Consider the following 16,444-nt stretch of genomic DNA (forward strand, 5'->3'; position numbering starts at 1 on the left):
CGGCCTCAACCACGGTGATCTCGCTGCGATATACTCGTTGAATTACGTCTAGTCGTTTCTCGTCTTTCATTGTCAGGGTTGTCATCCTTCCACCCTGACATAATTACGTTGCCGTTAACCCCTGACATAATCACTTTGCTACAACAGGGTTATTTGCGAATAGACAAAGGTAAGAGTTATATTGGAAACATGAATTTCAATTTGCCTGGTGTACAAATGGAAGTGAGTTTTCCTACCGGAGGCAAGGTATGAGAAAAACCATCGACATAAAATCGTTAACGTCAAGGACTCTTACACGCCCCAGGGGGACAGAAGCCTTCCAGCAACTTTTACCCTTGCTCTTGTCGAATGCTGAGATTGAGCTGTCACTAACTTCGAAAGACCCTGTTTCCAGTTCGTTTCTTGATGAAATTGTTTTGCGGAGTTCCGAGAAGCAGGTACTCAAAAGAATCGTATTTGTAATCGACTCAGCTGAATTACTGAGAAAATTGGAACGAATATTCTCGTTCCGTCTTGAGTGTGGCAGGTATCGGTGGGTCAATGAGAATACCGTCAAGAATATCGATGCCATTTCGTCTGAGATGGAAAGTCCCTCGGAAGAAATAAAGGATAGGCTTTAGACGAGATTTACATTAGAAGGATTTCACCAAATCTGTCTCGCCATCTCCACGATCGTATCTAGCTTCCGCCACATCTCGTCTTCGCTCAAAACTTTCGAGTCGATGCCGCCAAAGCCACACTGGGGGCTGAGGGCTAATTGTTCTAGCGGCAAGTATTTGCTTGCTTGATCGATGCGGCGTTTTAGGTCGTCGACGGTTTCCATGTCGGAGTTTTTTGTCGAGACCAAACCGAGGACAACGACTTTGTCTTTCGGCACCAGGCGGAGCGGTTCGAAGCCGCCGGCGCGGTCGCTGTCGTATTCTAACAGCAAGCGTTGGTGTTTGAGGGTGTTGAAGAGTTCTTCGGCGATGGCGTCGTAGCTGCCTTCACGGTGCCATTGGGGGACGAGCTTGCCGGTTTTGGGATCGATCGTGCGGGCGTTGCCGCGGCAGATGTGAATGCCAAACGTCACGCCGGGGAAGCCTTCGATGAGTGCGTTGTCGGCGTCGATGGAGCGTTGGAAATTTCTTTCCGGGTCTTCGCCGCGGGAGCGCATTCTCTCCAGCGAGACTTTGTCGACGTAGGCGGTGTAGCCTGGGGCGTCGATTTGAATGTACTTACAGCCGGCGTCTACTAGTTCCGCGATGATCTTCCTTTCGATTGCGACGAGATGTTCGACGAAGTCGTCGAGGCCTTTGTAGACATTCAACGACGCTTCCCATTTGAAACGCTGGGCGATGCGGTCCGGGCCGAGGACCGTGACCTTGGCCGGAACTTTGGCGACGCTCTGAGCGTAGCGAAACTCTTCCAGCGGCAAGTTGCGTACGAGCGTTAGCCGCTCAGCGGCGCCGCGCCGGGTGATGATCGCCGGGCCGGCTTCTTCGAAGTTTTGCTCGGCACGCTCCAGCGGCGTTTCGTTCAAGTCACGCTTCTCGTAGTAGAGGCCAATGTTCTTCGGCACGTCGAAACCGGTGACGCATTCGGAAAAACTTTCTTGAAAGCTGTGGCGGCGAAACTCGCCGTCAGTGACGACGGGGAAACCGTGGGCTTCTTGCTTCTCGATGACGTCGCGAATCGCTTGGTCCTGGGCCTGCGCCAATTCAGCTTTCGACGCTTGACCGCGGTCGTAGCGGGCGAAGACATCTTTCAAATTTGCCGGACGCACCATGCTGCCGATGTGATCGATGCGCAGGTTGTTCAATTCATTTGTCATAATTTCCTCCAAGAAAAATCGCTGATCGCTGAGACTACATGAATTCGACGAAAATTGAATTGGCGAGCATCAACCCCTTGGGCGTCATGCTGAGAAATTTGCCGCGCTGTTGTAAAAATTCAGCTTCGAGCCAAGTGGCGATGCGCGGATAGAATGCTTCCGGCGATTTGCCGAATCTGCCGCGAAACAATTCGCTGGAGATCCCTTCGGTCAGCCGCAGCCCAAGAAACAGAAACTCGCCGGCGGCCTTGGCGAAATCTATCTCTTCATGTTCGGCGATCGCTTGGTTGGTTTCTTTCACCTGCGCCATGTAACGGGCGGGATTTTTTTCGTCGCTCCAGCGCCGGCCGGTGACGCCGTCGGCGTTGCGCCGGTAACTATGGGCGCCGGCGCCGATGCCGAGATAGTCGCCGATGCGCCAGTAGTTGACGTTGTGGCGCGAGTGCAAACCGGGGCGCGCGTAGTTGGAGATTTCATAACGCGGCAAACCGGCGGCGCTGAGTTTGCTCTCGATCAATTCCGCCATGGCGATCTCGTTGTCTTCGCTCAGGTGCGCCAGTTTTCCCGAGCGATAGTCGTGATGAAAGGGCGTGCCTTCTTCGAAAGTTAAATTGTAGGCGGACAAATGGGGCGGTTGAAATTCCAGCGCGATGTCTAAATCGAGCGCCAATTCTTCGACCGTTTGCCCAGGATTGGCGTAAATCAGATCGAAGCTGAAGTTGTCGAAGCCAGCGTTTTTGACAATCTTGAGCGCTTGCTTGGCTTCCTCAGCGTCATGCACCCGACCGAGAAATTTCAGCAGCCGCGCTTGGAACGACTGCACACCGACGCTGATGCGGTTGACGCCAGCGGCACGATAGCCGGCGAAATAGGCCGCATCGACGGTGCCGGGATTGGCTTCCATGGTGATTTCGCAGTCGGCGGCGACGGGAAACGTCGTGGTGGCGCGCTCCAGTAAAGTCGCGATGCTCGCGGGTTTGAAAGTCGACGGCGTGCCGCCGCCGAAAAAGATTGTCTGCACCGTACGGCCGTGCCAGTCATCATTCGCGCCGTAAAACTCCAGCTCGCGCAGCAAGGCGCCGGTATAACGGCTCTCCGGAATGTCCGCGACGACGTGGGAGTTGAAGTCGCAGTAGGGACACTTGCTGATGCAGTAGGGAATGTGGATGTAGAGAGAAAACGGTTCGGCGGTCATCTTGGTGTCATCTTAAGCGCAGGCCCTGGCTCAGTTCAAATCGATTACTCAGTCAGTTTGCCATTTGGACGAGCGATTGTGTACCATGAACGTCACTTTCACGTCCGATTGAGCGACGACAATTCCAATCGATGGAGGCAGCTTGGCAACGACCCTGGCATCGCAAACTCCAGCGCTTCAACCACAAGCGCATCCCTCGCCGGTTTCCGCAATTGGTTTTCACGGCCAGGGCGGTACGCTGTTCGGCATTCAGATCGTCAATCTGTTTCTAATCATCATTACTTTGGGAATTTATTCCTTTTGGAGCCGCGTCCGAGTGCGTCGCTATATGTTGAGCCAGACCGAGTTCGAAGGCGATCGCTTTGCCTATCATGGCACCGGCCGAGAACTGTTCAACGGCTGGCTCAAGGCGATGTTGATCTTCGCCCTGCCGTTGACGGTTCTGGGCGTGTTGCAGGCGTGGGCCGATATGGAGTCCGGTTTCTACGCGCTGCTGCAAATTCTTGCCTACATGATCGCGGTATTTTTTATTCCGATTGCCACGGTGAATGCGCGCCGTTACCGGCTCAGTCGTTGCTCTTGGCGCGGCATTCGTTTTTCGTTTCGCGGCGGGGTACGCGACTTCGTCAATATTTATGTCAAAGGCTGGTTGCTCACGTTGATCACCTTTGGACTCTACTATCCGATCTGGCAGAATCGCCGGCAGAGCTTTCTCCTCGGCGATTCCTATTTCGGCAATCAACGATTGGCCTTCGATGGCCGAGGCAAAGATATCTTTCTTGGCTTTGTGCTCCATTTGCTGCTTACTTTACCGACGCTGGGACTGTGTTGGGTTTGGTATGGGGCGCGGGTGCAGCGTTACTTCGCGGCGCACACGCTCTTTCAAGCGGCGCGTTTTCGCTCCAGCGCCACCGGCGGCGGCATTCTCGGTTTATGGCTCGTGAACGCGCTGCTATTCGTTTTCACGCTGGGCTTAGCGTGGTCGTGGATCACGGTGCGTAACGCGCGCTACTATCTCGGCCATCTCGCGGTGGTCGGCGATTTCGATGTTACGAACGTGACCCAAGAGGCGCAGAGCGCAACGGCGACCGGCGAGGGGTTGTCCGGCTTTCTCGATCTTAACTTCGATCTCGGTTAGTGGATAATTTAAATTACTATGCAGCTGCAATGGTCCGGCCACTATCTCGACGGCAAGAGCGCCAAGCGCCAACGCGCGGCGATCTATCTGGAGCCCACCGGTTTGCGTATCGATATCGATGGCGGCGCAACGCTGCTCTGGCCCTATGGTGAAATCAATCAGACCCAGGGCGCCTATGCCGGCGAGCAGGTGCGGCTTGAACATGGCGGCGATTTGGCCGAAGCGCTGCTGATCGACGATGAAAGATTTTTAACTTCCTTCCACGAATTATTATTGGGGCGACCGAGCGGATTCTTCGATCCGCGCACGAGTAATCGGCGGCTGCGGCTGACCGTCGTCGCGGGCTGTGCGTCAGTCGTGCTGGTCGTCAGTCTTTATTTATGGGGCATTCCGACGCTGGCGCGCGTGGCGGCGCCCTGGGTGCCGGTGTCGTGGGAAGAGCGACTCGGGCAAAACACGCTCGAATATATCGCGCCGGAAAATCAGCGCTGCCACGATCCGGCGCGTCAGGCGAAGATCGAAGCGATCGTGCAAACGCTTTTGGCGGCCCAGGGCGAGAGCAATTATCGCTTCAAGATTTACATCGTCAATCAACCGATCTTCAACGCGCTGGCGGCTCCCGGCGGCCATATCGTGATTTTTCGCGGCCTGCTCGATCGCACCGAGAATGCCGAGGAGCTTGCCGGAGTTCTCGCCCATGAACTGCAACATGTGCTCAAGCGCCATGTGACCCGGGCGCTGCTCGAATACGCCTCCTCGAGCTTTCTTTTCGCCGCGCTGGTGGGCGACGTGAGCGGCATCGTCTCCTTCGGTGTCGAGGCGGCGCGGATGCTGGCGCAGATGCGCTTTAGCCGGCAGCATGAACTGGAAGCCGATGAAGCCGGTGTGAAGATGCTCCATGCGGCGCGGGTCGATCCCGCCGGTATGATAGCTTTCTTCGAAGCGATTAAAAAAGAAGAGGGCAAGCTGCCGGCGGCGCTCGCCTATATTTCCACCCATCCGCAAACCGACCAACGCATCGCGCGCTTGACCGCACTCACCGCAGCGACCCCAACCAAAGCGCAAAAACTCCTACCCAATGATTCATGGGATGATTTGAAAAAACTCTGTCCGGCCCCAGCGAAAACTGCGAAAGAGTAGAAAATTCAGTGGTTTGAATTCACCCAGAGCGGTTGTTATAGTCGCCGCTGGAAATTCGATCGAGAGAATTCTAGCGAGGCGCCCATGGCGGTTCACGAGCATAAAGAAAAAGGCAAAAAAAGCATTCGCTGTTTCGTCATTACCGTGAGCGATACCCGCGACGAGACGAGCGACACCAGCGGCCAGACGATCAAGCAGTTTTTAATCGACGAAGGCCATCCCGTCACGGGCTATCGGATCGTCAAAGACGAGCCCGTCGACATTAACGCACTACTCGAGCAAGCGCTGGGGCAAAGCGATGTCGATGCGGTGATCGTCAACGGCGGCACCGGCATTTCGCCGCGGGACGGCACGTTCGAAGTGGTCGATCGCTTCTTAGAGAAAAAACTCGACGGCTTCGGCGAACTGTTTCGCTACTTGAGCTATCTCGACATCGGTTCGGCGGCGATGATGAGCCGCGCCGCCGCCGGTACGGCGCGCGGCAAAGTGTTGATCTCTCTGCCCGGCTCCAAAGGCGCGGTGACTTTAGCGATGGAAAAGTTAATCTTGCCGGAAATTCGCCACATGGTGTCGCAGCTTCAGGGCAAATAGGGCAGATGAAGATTCGCGTCAAATTTTTCGCCATCCTGCGCGAGCGCGCGGGCTGCGGCGCCGTGGAAAAAGAATTGGCCGACGGCTGCACGGTTGCCGATCTGTGGCGCGAGCTGCAGAAAGATTATGCCAAGCTCGATGTGCCGGGGATTCGCATGTTGTACGCCGTCAACCAGAACTATGTCGGCGTCGATCAACAGCTCAAGGATCAAGACGAGGTGGTTTTTATTCCGCCGGTAAGCGGAGGTTGTTAAGAATGTTTCAGGTCACGAACCAAGCGATCGATTTGCAGAAGCTGATCGACTACGTCACCGACCCCGAGGCCGGCGCCATCGCGACGTTTATCGGCACGACGCGCAATAGCAACGAAGGCCGCAAAGTCATCGCGCTCGACTACGAAGCTTACGGCGAGATGGCCGAGAAAGAGTTGGCGCGCATCGGCGCCGACGCGGCCAAGAACTGGCCGATCTGCCGTATGGCGATCTTGCATCGTCTGGGGCCAGTGCAGATCGGTGAAGCGAGCGTGGTGATCGCGGTTTCCTCGGCCCATCGCGATGCGGCGTTTGCCGCTAGCCGTTTCGCCATCGAAGAGATCAAGAAAACCGTGCCGATCTGGAAAAAAGAAGTATTCGAGGGCGGCGAGGTGTGGATCGGCACGCAGACCGGACAACGGCTGCCGCAGAGATAGAGAATCGAGACAGAGACAGAGACAGAGAGGGGGGAGGCGGAGCGGTCTCTGTCTCTTCTCTCTGTCTATTTTTATCACATGGAACCTACATTGTTCGCCGCGTTCGGCTTGGGGCTGGTATTGGGTATTCAGCATGCTCTCGATCCCGATCATTTGATCGCGGTGTCGACCATTGTTAGCGAGCAGAAAAATTTCAAGTGGGCTTCCCTGATCGGGGCGTTCTGGGGCTTGGGCCATACCACAACGTTGTTTTTGGTGGGTCTAGTCGTCATCGGTTTGCGTGTGACGATTCCGCCGCGGCTGGGATCCAGCTTAGAACTCTTGGTCGCGCTGATGTTGGTGATCCTCGGCGTCAATGTCCTGCGCAAAACCTTCGGCGCCGAGCGCGTGCATTTACATACCCATAGCCACAACCCGGAAACTCACACGCACTTTCATGTGCATGAAAACCCGCAGCAAGACCACGGCCATCTGCATCAGTTCAAAGCCATGCGCCGGCCGTTCATCGTCGGCATGGTGCACGGCTTGGCCGGCAGCGCGGCGCTCATGCTGCTGGTGTTGTCGACCATCGAATCGCCGCTTGGCGGCTTGCTCTACATCGTGATTTTCGGCTTGGGCTCGGTGGGCGGCATGCTGCTTTTGAGCGGCATCATCAGCTTGCCGTTCATTCTCACGGCGCAGCGATTCACCGTGATGAACCGCTGGATTAGAATTTGCGCCGGCATCGCCAGCATCGTTTTCGGAATATTTTTAGTCTGGGAGATCAGCACCGGGCTCGGCTTGCTTTGATCCAATCCATGCCGATGGCGGGCTACGTCAATCGCTATACTCGAGCCGTCAGGCAATCCGCTGCACGGAATCTTGTGGTAGGGAAGCGACGAAAGCTTTCAACGCACGATCGAGATATTCAGCGTCCTTCGATTCCAAGGTCACTTTAACTTTGTACTCCGGCAGATCGAGCACCGGATAGGAGCCGAGCATGAGCTCGGGAAACTTGACCAGCAGATCGTTCAACATGGTCGCGATGACGCCTTCGCCGTGGCGCACGTAGACATTCTTCAAAAAATAGGGCGCGTCACGGAACAGCTCTTTAATGGCGTGAAAACGTTCTTGTAAAATCTTCGGGATGCCAGGGAAAACATAGACATTGTGCATCTGCACGATGGGCGCAAACGGCGCCTCGGCGCAGAGCAGCGCGGCGCCCTCGGGAACATTGGCCATGCGCAGCCGGGCTTCGTTCAAATCAGTGCCGAGGCGCCGGCGCATGCGCGCTTCGATGTCGGGATGGCGCACGACTTTGACGCCGAAACCATGGGCGATGCCTTCGATGGTGACATCGTCATGGGTCGGACCGATGCCGCCGGAGGTGAAAACGAAATCGCAGCGTTGGGAAAATTCCAGAACCTCACGGCCGATCAACTCGATTTCGTCCTGGATGGTCGAAATCTTTTTTACTTCGACGCCGAGCTGGCGCAGCTCGGTGCAGAAAAAATGCGAGTTGATGTCTTGGGTTTTGCCCGAGAGGACTTCGTTGCCGATGATGACGATGCCGGAGGTTTTCGCCATAGTGGGTATTCCTTAGCGCAAAGGGATTGAGTTCGCCAGCGGTTCCACATCACAGGTCGAATTCACTACAACTCATGAAAAAATTACATTTGGCGCTGGGGCAGACGTACTTGCACTTCTGATTGACCAGCTTGGTATTGCAGATGGGACAGAAGTCCCACCAGTTTTCCGGCTCTTCGGGCTCGGTTTCCGACTCATTCATACGAGTTAGCTCCGGCAATGTTCTCTGAATAGCCAAACAATAACTCACTGCGGTGAAACTTTAAAGCCGCGGCGCGCCTTGGCGTGGCAGAATCCATGAATATTTCCTTTGATTGAACCGCAAGTTACTTTATAATTCTAACTTCGGACAACGACGCGAGACAAATGCACGAACTTGGGGTAATTCTATTGGCTGCGGGGCAGGGTACTCGGATGCGCTCGGCTCTGCCCAAGGTCCTGCACCCGCTTGGCGGTAAAGCGCTATTTCTTCACGCTTTGGAGCGGGCCCAACAGTTGAAACCAAAGCGTATCGCCGTGATCATCGGCCACGGCGCCGAGGCGGTACGCGAAGCTTACACCGGCAGCGATGTCACTTGGGTGATTCAAGAGCAACAGTTGGGCACGGGACATGCGGTGCTCTGCGCCAAAGATGGGTTTAAAGATTTTGCCGGCGAGCTGCTGATTTTGAGCGGCGACGTGCCGCTGATTCGCGAGCAAACCTTAAGAGCGATGCTCGAGCGTCATCATCGCGCGCAGGCAGCGGCGACGTTGCTCACCGCGGTGCTGGAAAATTCTCACGGCTATGGACGGATTGTGCGCAGCGGCGCGGGTGCGATTACCGGTATCGTTGAAGAGAAAGATGCCAGCGACGACCAGCGCCGGATTCACGAAGTGAATGCCGGCGTTTACGTCGTTTCGGCGCCGTTTCTGTTCGCCGCCTTGGGCGGGGTGAATAACAACAACCGGCAAGGCGAATATTATTTGCCCGACATTGTCGCCATCGCTCTGGAACAAAATAAATCGGTGGAAACCTTTGAAGTCGACGACCGGCGCGAAATGATGGGCGTCAATACGCGACAGGAGCTCGCCTTTATGGAAAAGACTTTACGCGAGAGCGTTAATCATAAGTGGCTGCTGGCAGGCGTCACCATGAAGGATCCTGACACCACTTACATCGATGAGGGCGTGGTTATTGGCAAAGACACGGTGATCGGCCCTAACACCCAGCTGCGCGGCAAAACCGTCATCGGCGAGCGTTGCCAAATCGACGGCAGCGCATTTTTAACCGATGCCGAGATTGGCGACGACGTGCATATTCGCTTTTCCGTGGTGATGGCGAGCTGCCGGGTGGAACAGGGCGGCATCATCGGTCCCTTCGCGCATCTCAGACCGGGCACGGCGCTCGGCCCCAACGTGCACATCGGTAACTTTGTCGAAGCGAAGGAAGCGAAGTTGGGCGCCGGCACCAAGGCGAACCATCTCACCTATCTCGGCGATGTCACCATCGGCCGCGACACCAACATCGGCGCCGGCACGATTACTTGCAACTACGACGGCTTTCAAAAATATAAAAGTAAGATCGGCGATCGCGTCCAGGTCGGCAGCGATACCACGTTGGTCGCGCCGATTACGTTGGGCGACGATGTTTACGTCGCCACCGCGAGCACGGTGCGCCACGACGTGCCGGCGGGATCGTTGGTGTTCAACACGCGCGAAGAAAAAGTGCGCGAAGGGTGGACAGCGCAAAAGCGTCAGCAAATGAAAGGTAAGAAAAAATAATGTGCGGGATTGTCGGCTACATCGGTCATAGAGAAGCGGCGCCGTTGATTTTAGCAAGTCTGCGCAAACTCGAGTATCGCGGCTACGACTCGGCGGGTATCGCGGTCTTGCACGACGGCCAGGTGGCGATCCGGCGCGCCGAGGGCAAACTCAATAATCTCGAAACTTTACTCCAGCGCCAGCCCATGACCGGCGCCGTCGGCATCGGCCATACCCGCTGGGCGACCCATGGGCGGCCAGCGGAGACCAACGCCCATCCGCATCGGGCCGGTGATGTCGTCGTGGTGCATAATGGCATCATCGAAAATTATCTCGAACTGAAAGAGCAGCTGAGCAAGCGCGGCACCCATTTTAGCTCGGAGACCGATTCGGAAATCGTCGCCCATTTAGTCGCGGAGAAAGTTGCCAAGGGCGTCGATTTTCTCGACGCGGTGCGGCGCACGCTCAAAGAAATTCACGGCTCCTACGCTTTGCTGTTTCTCAACCGGCGTGATCCTGAGCGTTTGATCGTGGCGAAAAACTCCACGCCCATCGTCATCGGTTGGGGCGAGGGCGAAACTTTTATCGCGTCGGATATTCCGGCGCTGCTCGATCACACGCGCAAAGTGACGTTTCTCGAAGATGGCGAAATCGCCGAAGTAAAGGTCGGTTCCTATCGATTGCTCAACGGCAAGGGGCAGACGATTCGCCGGCCGGTCAAAGAAATCACCTGGGACGCGGTGGCGGCGCAGAAGGGCGGCTATGCGCACTTCATGCTCAAAGAGATCCACGATCAACCGCGCGCCCTGGCCGATACGTTTCGCGGCCGCATCGCTCTCAATGACGGCCGGGTGTCGCTGGAAGATATCCAGCTCAAGGCCAGCGAAGTGAAGCAGATCACTCGGGTTCATTTGGTCGCTTGCGGCACCGCGTGGCATGCCTGTCTCGTCGGCAAGTTTTTGCTCGAGGAGATCGCCGGCATTCCCGCCGAAGTCGATTACGGCTCGGAGTTTCGTTACCGCTCGCCGTTGATGGATCCCAAATCGATTCTACTCATGGTCAGCCAGTCCGGCGAGACCGCCGACACGCTGGCCGCCACCGATATCGCTCAAGCGAAGAAGGCGAAGATTCTCTCGATCTGCAACGTCATCGATGCCTCGATCCCACGTAAATCCCATGGCGTGCTTTACACCCACGCCGGGCCGGAGATCAGCGTCGCAAGTACTAAGGCTTTCACCACGCAGTTGACAGCGCTTTATTTATTGGCCGTGGCTCTCGGTCGGCTCAACGGCAAGCTCAAAGCTGGCGCGGCGCGAAAATTACTCCGCGACTTGATGCATCTGCCCAGTTGGATCGAAAAAGCTTTGGAGTGTGAAGAGCAGGTCAAAGAGCTGGCGCAGGATTTGATGCATAGCCGGGATTTTCTCTACCTCGGCCGGGGCATCAATTATCCGATCGCGCTTGAAGGCGCGCTCAAGCTCAAAGAGATTTCTTATATCCACGCCGAGGGTTATCCCGCCGGCGAGATGAAACATGGGCCGATCGCCTTGATCGATGAAACCATGCCAGTGGTGGTGCTGGCGCCGCGCGATCGTTACTTTCAAAAAACCGTGAGCAATCTGCAAGAAGTCCACGCCCGCGGCGGCAAAGTGATCGTTCTCACCGACGACGCCAAAGCCGCTCGTGAGTTAAATGCCCACCGGGTCTTGACGCTGCCGAAGGCTTCGCATTATCTTACGCCCATCGTGATGACGATTCCGCTGCAACTGTTGGCTTACTATATCGCTGTGCAGCGCGGCACGGACGTCGATCAACCACGCAATCTCGCCAAAAGTGTAACCGTCGAATGACGGCGCTGGGCGCGCGCGGATCAGCGCAACTCCAGCGCACACTGATTTCGCTGCGTCATCGTAACTTCCGATTGCTGTTCTGCGGCACCAGTCTTTCCCACGTCGGCGATTTCATCCAAGCCATGGCCCAAAGCTGGCTGGTGTGGACCATGACCCATTCACCGTTTCTGCTCGGCGTCATCGGTTTTTGCCAAGCGGTACCGCGCTTGCTGCTCGGCGCCGTCGGCGGCGCCATCGTCGACCGCTTGGAGCGGCGCCGCTTGTTGATCACCACTCAAGTGTTGGCGATGCTGCAAGCGTTTTGCTTTTGGGCCTTGGTCTATTTCGAGCTGATTCAATTTTGGCATTTGGTGCTTTTGGTGTTGGCCTTGGGCACGATCAATTCGCTCAACCAGACCGCGCGCCATTCCTTGATCAACAATTTAGTGCCGCGCGAAGATCTGATGAACGCCATCGCGCTCAATTCATCGCTAGCCAACTTGGCGAAAATCATCGGCCCGTCCTTGGGCGGCGTGCTCATCGGCGTCATCGGCGTGGCCGGCTGTCTGTTCGTCAACGCCGTCAGTTTCGTCGCGATCATCGTCACGCTGGTGGTGATGGAGTTTCCCGAAATCAAAGGCCGGTCCATCGAAGAGACTCCGTTCTGGCAAGAGGTCAAAGAAGGGTATCAATTTTTACGCGGCGAACGCCGGCTCTATTCCGTTCTCTTGTTGACTTATGCGGTGGCGCTGGTCGGCACGCCCTATTCGCGATTTCTCCCAGTGATCGCCACCGACGTGCTCCACGCCGGGCCGACGACTTTCGGTTTACTCTTGGCCGCGCCGGGCGTGGGCGCGGTGATCGCCGGTTTGGGCATCGCGTCATTGGGCCGGCTGCGGCGCCGAACTCATTTTGTCGCCATGAGCGTGTTCGCCTTTTCGGCTTCCTTGATAATGTTTTCGTTTTCCCGCTCGCTGCCGTTTTCAATCTTGTTCCTCTTTCTCGTCGGTGCCAGCAACATCGCTTTTCGCGCGGTATCGAACTCCATCGTGCAGATGGAATCGCCACCGGAACTGCTCGGCCGCATGCTCAGTTTATTTTTCATGGACAAAGGGCTGTGGTCGTTCGGCACATTGTTTATCGGCAGCGTCGCCCATCTGATCGGCACGCCGCGGGCGATGACGATCTCTGGGATCGCCTGCGCGCTCGCCGCTTCGGCGTTGCTCTACCAACAGCGGCAAGTCAGAGACCTGCCGCCGCCGGAAAAATTAAAGCAGCACGTCGCGCAATAATCTCGCGGCGTCTTCCGGTGCCACCGAATTGATGTGCGATCCCGAGCCCAATTCAAAACCGGCGGCGCGTGACAACTGGGGCAAGATTTCCAGATGCCAGTGATAGTGTTGGCTGTGATTGGCATCGGTGGGCGCCGAGTGGAGAAAATAATTGAACGGCGGATTGTTCAATCCACGGTTAAGCCGGGCGATGATTTCGCGCAGGGCGCGGCCGAATTCAATCAAGTCTCGGTCGGCACACTCCTCAAAAGCAGCGCTGTGAATTTTCGGTAGAATCCATGTTTCGTATGCAAAGCGCGGCGCGAACGGACACATGGCGATAAATCTTTCCTGGCTGAAGATCACCCGTGCGGGCGCTGCGCTTTCGCGCTCAATGACATCGCAGTAAATGCATCGATTGGTTGCTAAGTAATGCACCTGGGCGCCGTCGAGTTCATCGGCGGCTTCTCTCGGTATATGGGGCAAGGCGATCAATTGCGAGTGAACATGCTCAAGCGTCGCGCCGGCGCGATCGCCTTGATTCTTGTAGAGCAAGAGATAGCGCCAGCGCCGGTCTTTGCTCAGCGCGCGCATGCGTTCGCGGTAGGCGCGCAGCAAGTTGGCAATTTCATCTTCATCGAGCGTGCCGATATTGACCACGTGCGCCGCGCTTTCGACGATCACATCATGGGCGCCGATGCCGTTCTCCGCTTGGTAGAAATCATCGCTCGCGCCCTGCCATTGGCTGGCGGTTTCCACCGCGGAATATTTGTTGGGGACCACGCGCACGCGCCAACCGGGTCCATTGGCTTGACTGTCGGGATCGCGTAACGCCCAGAGTTCCGGCGGCGTTTGCGCTTCGTTGCCGGCGCAAAAGGGACAGGGTTCCGATTGCTGCTCGGAGTTGTTCCTGCCCAATTGGCGCGGCCGCTGAGCGCGCTGGGTGGCGATGGTCACCCAACGATTGCTGATCGGGTCTTTTCGGAATTCCGCCACGTGTTAGACCGTTTGGCGCGCATTCGTCCTTCGGACAAGTCCTTTGGCGTAAAAATAAAATTCCGACGAGCCGTGGCGGGTGGCGTCCGGTTTGGTGCGCTGGACATCGGCGAACTGTTGTTTCAATTCCGCGGTAAAAATTTGCAGGTCGGTGCTGATGAAGCTTTTGATCAACAGCACGCCGCCGGGGCGCAACATGGCGTTGGCGACCGCCAGCGCAGTGCGATTCAATTCCAAGCAGCGCGCCATGTCGGCGTCGCGAATGCCGCTCAGCCTGGGAGACAGGTCGGAGAGCACGCAGTGAGCCGCGCCGCCGAGCAGTTCGTTGATCTGGCGCTGTACTTCGGCGTCGGTGATATCGCCGTTGATCAGCATCACATTGCGTTCGGCCAGCGGTTGGATCGGCTGGAGATCGACGCCAATCACCTTGCCGCTGGGGCCGACCAGCTTGGCCGCGACTTGCAGCCAACCGCCGGGGGCGGCGCCCAGATCGAGGACGCCGTCGCCAGGTTTCATGAGGCGGTAATGCTGTTGCAGTTCGAGCAATTTATAAGCGGCGCGGGAACGATAGCCATCCTGTTTGGCTTTTTTGAAATAACTGTCTTGAGGCTTATAGTGCATGGCCAGTTGTACAATTTATGCGGCGAAATTAAAAAGGCCCAGCCTGAGACGCAGACTGGGCCTTTTTAATGCGATTCAAATTTATTTCAGCGCGCGGCTTTGACTTGAAATTCGACGCGGCGATTGACGGCGCGCGCCCAGGCGGTGTCGGTGCCGATCAACGGTTTGTTCTCGCCCAAGCTGGCGGTCGAGATGCGGCCGGTGTCGACTCCCTGTGCGACGAGCTCTTTCATCACCATCTGCGCCCGCTGCAGGCCGAGTTTTTGATTGTAGTCGTCGCTGCCAAGGCTGTCGGCATGGCCTTCGATGACCACTGTCACGTCAGCTTTTTCCTTGAGCCGTTGGGCGGCCAAGTAAACCTGGCCTTTGCCGAGGTCGGTGAGATTAGCCGAATCGAAGGCGAAGGCGACCTGGGGAAAAACTAGTTTTTCGACTTCGACGATTTTCTGCACCTGGACTTCTTTGACGACGATTTTTTCAACCGGTACCTCGACGATTCTGACGGTTTCCGGTGGGGCGAGCGACGCCGGCGCTTTGGGCGGCACGGCGGCGAGCCGAGTCGGGGTTTGCGCTTGAGCTTGGGGCATTGAGCGAGAATAACTTGCACTTGACGCGCGGCCCGGTTCGACGAGCAGCGACGGATGGGGCCGATGACCGAAAAAGGCTTCCTGGGGCTCGGTGGCGCTGACAATGAAATGAAACGGCCGCATGACCGTCCACTCGGTGAGCCAGCCGATCGGATGCATCAGATAGGCGGCGAGGCGTAGTGGGTGGGACTGAGTGTCCTCGTAGTCGTCCCAAGCCGCCCACGCCGGCCGAGCGCTAAGCGCCAGGGCGCACAACGCTGCGCCGAGCAAAATTCGTGAAGCCTTCATGAGACCCCTCCTTAAAACAACGATTAAAAATGAGTTTAAGGGCTACCGTAATCGTTGTCAAATTTTTGTTTTGGCGGTTATTTCATCCTTCTACTTGTAACCGGCCGGTGCTTGGACTATGAGAAGAAGCGATTTTGCCGAAACCAATTCGATAGGTTGAGCGAGAACGATGACTATGGCTGTAAGCAGCGAAAAAAAAGGCCGAGCGTTGTGGATTACCTGGGAGCGGCCACCGCTCAATGTCCTCGATATCGGGCTGTTGCGTGAGTTGGACCAGGCGTTGGTCAGCTGCGCGGCGGACCCTGAAGTTGGCGTTGTTGTGCTTCAAGGCGCCGGCGTGCGCGCTTTTTCCGCCGGTGTCGACATCAAAGATCATAGCGCCGCCAAGGTGCCGGAGATGCTTGAGGTCGTCCATGGCGTGATTCGCAAATTACTCGCTCTGCCGCAAGTGACGATAGCTTTAGTGCGCGGCGTTTGTCTCGGCGGCGGCTGTGAAGTCGCAAGCAGCTGCGATTTCATCGTCGCGGCGGAGGATAGCGTTTTTGCCACGCCGGAGATTCTCGTCGGCTGCTATCCGCCGGTGGCGCTGGCGCGCTTTGCGCGCTTGATCGGCTATCATCGCGCCGCGGAAATGATTCTCACCGGCCGGCGCTTCAGCGCCCAGGAAGCACAAACCATGGGGCTGATAAATCGCGTCCATGGGGCGGGCGAGCTGGATGCCGGCATGCAGGCGCTGTTGGACGAGTTGCTGGGGAAAAGCGGTGCGGTGCTGCGCATAACGGTCAAAGGGCTTCGAGAACTATCCCTGAACGAATTCGACGCTGCGCTCAAGCGCTCCGAGCAAATCTATTGTCAGGAACTATTGTCGACCCATGACGTTGAAGAAGGTGCCCAAGCATTCCTCGAAAAGCGCCCGCCGCTTTGGCGCCATCGATAAAGATTTCCCAAGCATTTCAGGGAGCTAAGCGATATTCGCCGTTG

General features: G+C 56.6%; 16 protein-coding genes. 10 read left to right on the forward strand and 6 right to left on the reverse strand.

Translation table 11 applies throughout. From position 1 onward, the window contains the following. Window positions 1-643: 643 nt before the first annotated feature. Together EXR70_09225 and hemW are read right to left on the reverse strand one after the other, a co-directional pair. A complete protein-coding gene (locus tag EXR70_09225; protein MSP38657.1) occupies window positions 644-1,813 on the reverse strand; it encodes a hypothetical protein in 1,170 nt (389 codons plus the stop codon). 34 nt (window positions 1,814-1,847) lie between these two features. Continuing rightward, window positions 1,848-3,008, reverse strand: a complete 1,161-nt coding sequence (hemW, locus tag EXR70_09230) for a radical SAM family heme chaperone HemW (protein ID MSP38658.1) — start codon at window positions 3,006-3,008, stop codon at window positions 1,848-1,850. A 121-nt stretch (window positions 3,009-3,129) separates the two neighbouring features. On the opposite strand from hemW, the gene EXR70_09235 reads away from it, so the two are divergent. The 6 genes from EXR70_09235 to EXR70_09260 all read left to right on the forward strand — a co-directional run bounded on the left by EXR70_09235 (window position 3,130) and on the right by EXR70_09260 (window position 7,354). Continuing rightward, window positions 3,130-4,146, forward strand: a complete 1,017-nt coding sequence (locus EXR70_09235; protein ID MSP38659.1) for a DUF898 domain-containing protein — start codon at window positions 3,130-3,132, stop codon at window positions 4,144-4,146. 18 nt (window positions 4,147-4,164) lie between these two features. Continuing rightward, window positions 4,165-5,286 carry a M48 family metallopeptidase gene (locus tag EXR70_09240; protein MSP38660.1) on the forward strand — a complete coding sequence of 374 codons (1,122 nt, stop codon included), beginning with the start codon at window positions 4,165-4,167 and terminating at the stop codon, window positions 5,284-5,286. Between the two features lie 84 nt (window positions 5,287-5,370). Beyond that, complete coding sequence (locus tag EXR70_09245) at window positions 5,371-5,877, forward strand: molybdenum cofactor biosynthesis protein MoaB (GenBank protein MSP38661.1); 507 nt, start codon at window positions 5,371-5,373, stop codon at window positions 5,875-5,877. A gap of 5 nt (window positions 5,878-5,882) precedes the next feature. Beyond that, window positions 5,883-6,131, forward strand: a complete 249-nt coding sequence (locus EXR70_09250; GenBank protein ID MSP38662.1) for a MoaD/ThiS family protein — start codon at window positions 5,883-5,885, stop codon at window positions 6,129-6,131. Window positions 6,132-6,133: 2 nt separating this feature from the next. After that, the gene (locus EXR70_09255) at window positions 6,134-6,565 is read left to right on the forward strand and encodes a molybdenum cofactor biosynthesis protein MoaE (protein MSP38663.1); all 432 of its coding nucleotides are present in this window, start codon (window positions 6,134-6,136) and stop codon (window positions 6,563-6,565) included. A 78-nt stretch (window positions 6,566-6,643) separates the two neighbouring features. Further along, window positions 6,644-7,354 carry an urease accessory protein UreH gene (locus EXR70_09260; protein ID MSP38664.1) on the forward strand — a complete coding sequence of 237 codons (711 nt, stop codon included), beginning with the start codon at window positions 6,644-6,646 and terminating at the stop codon, window positions 7,352-7,354. Window positions 7,355-7,402: 48 nt separating this feature from the next. Here EXR70_09260 and EXR70_09265 read toward each other — a convergent pair whose 3' ends face one another. Further along, window positions 7,403-8,131, reverse strand: a complete 729-nt coding sequence (locus EXR70_09265) for a competence/damage-inducible protein A (GenBank protein MSP38665.1) — start codon at window positions 8,129-8,131, stop codon at window positions 7,403-7,405. Window positions 8,132-8,497: 366 nt separating this feature from the next. On the opposite strand from EXR70_09265, the gene glmU reads away from it, so the two are divergent. The 3 genes from glmU to EXR70_09280 are packed head-to-tail and all read left to right on the forward strand — an operon-like array spanning window position 8,498 to window position 12,992. Further along, window positions 8,498-9,892, forward strand: a complete 1,395-nt coding sequence (gene glmU / locus EXR70_09270; GenBank protein MSP38666.1) for a UDP-N-acetylglucosamine diphosphorylase/glucosamine-1-phosphate N-acetyltransferase — start codon at window positions 8,498-8,500, stop codon at window positions 9,890-9,892. Next, window positions 9,892-11,721, forward strand: coding sequence for a glutamine--fructose-6-phosphate transaminase (isomerizing) (glmS, locus tag EXR70_09275; protein ID MSP38667.1), 1,830 nt, complete (start codon window positions 9,892-9,894; stop codon window positions 11,719-11,721). Before glmU ends, glmS begins: the two co-directional genes overlap by 1 nt. Continuing rightward, entirely contained in the window at window positions 11,718-12,992 is a 1,275-nt protein-coding gene (locus EXR70_09280) for an MFS transporter (protein ID MSP38668.1), read from the forward strand. Before glmS ends, EXR70_09280 begins: the two co-directional genes overlap by 4 nt. On the opposite strand, the gene galT is transcribed toward EXR70_09280, so the two are convergent. The 3 genes from galT to EXR70_09295 form a co-directional block, all read right to left on the reverse strand. Continuing rightward, window positions 12,969-13,967: a galactose-1-phosphate uridylyltransferase gene (gene galT, locus EXR70_09285; protein ID MSP38669.1), complete on the reverse strand. Its 999-nt coding sequence runs from the start codon at window positions 13,965-13,967 to the stop codon at window positions 12,969-12,971. The genes EXR70_09280 and galT overlap by 24 nt on opposite strands. A 3-nt stretch (window positions 13,968-13,970) precedes the next feature. Beyond that, a complete protein-coding gene (locus EXR70_09290; GenBank protein ID MSP38670.1) occupies window positions 13,971-14,588 on the reverse strand; it encodes an RlmE family RNA methyltransferase in 618 nt (205 codons plus the stop codon). A gap of 86 nt (window positions 14,589-14,674) precedes the next feature. Continuing rightward, window positions 14,675-15,463, reverse strand: coding sequence for an OmpA family protein (locus EXR70_09295; GenBank protein ID MSP38671.1), 789 nt, complete (start codon window positions 15,461-15,463; stop codon window positions 14,675-14,677). 169 nt (window positions 15,464-15,632) lie between these two features. Between EXR70_09295 and EXR70_09300 the strand changes: the two genes are divergently transcribed. Further along, window positions 15,633-16,400, forward strand: coding sequence for an enoyl-CoA hydratase (locus EXR70_09300; protein ID MSP38672.1), 768 nt, complete (start codon window positions 15,633-15,635; stop codon window positions 16,398-16,400). The last annotated feature ends 44 nt before the right edge of the window (window positions 16,401-16,444 follow it).

Source organism: Deltaproteobacteria bacterium, from assembly GCA_009692615.1.
GTDB lineage: Bacteria > Desulfobacterota > Binatia > UBA9968 > UBA9968 > DP-20.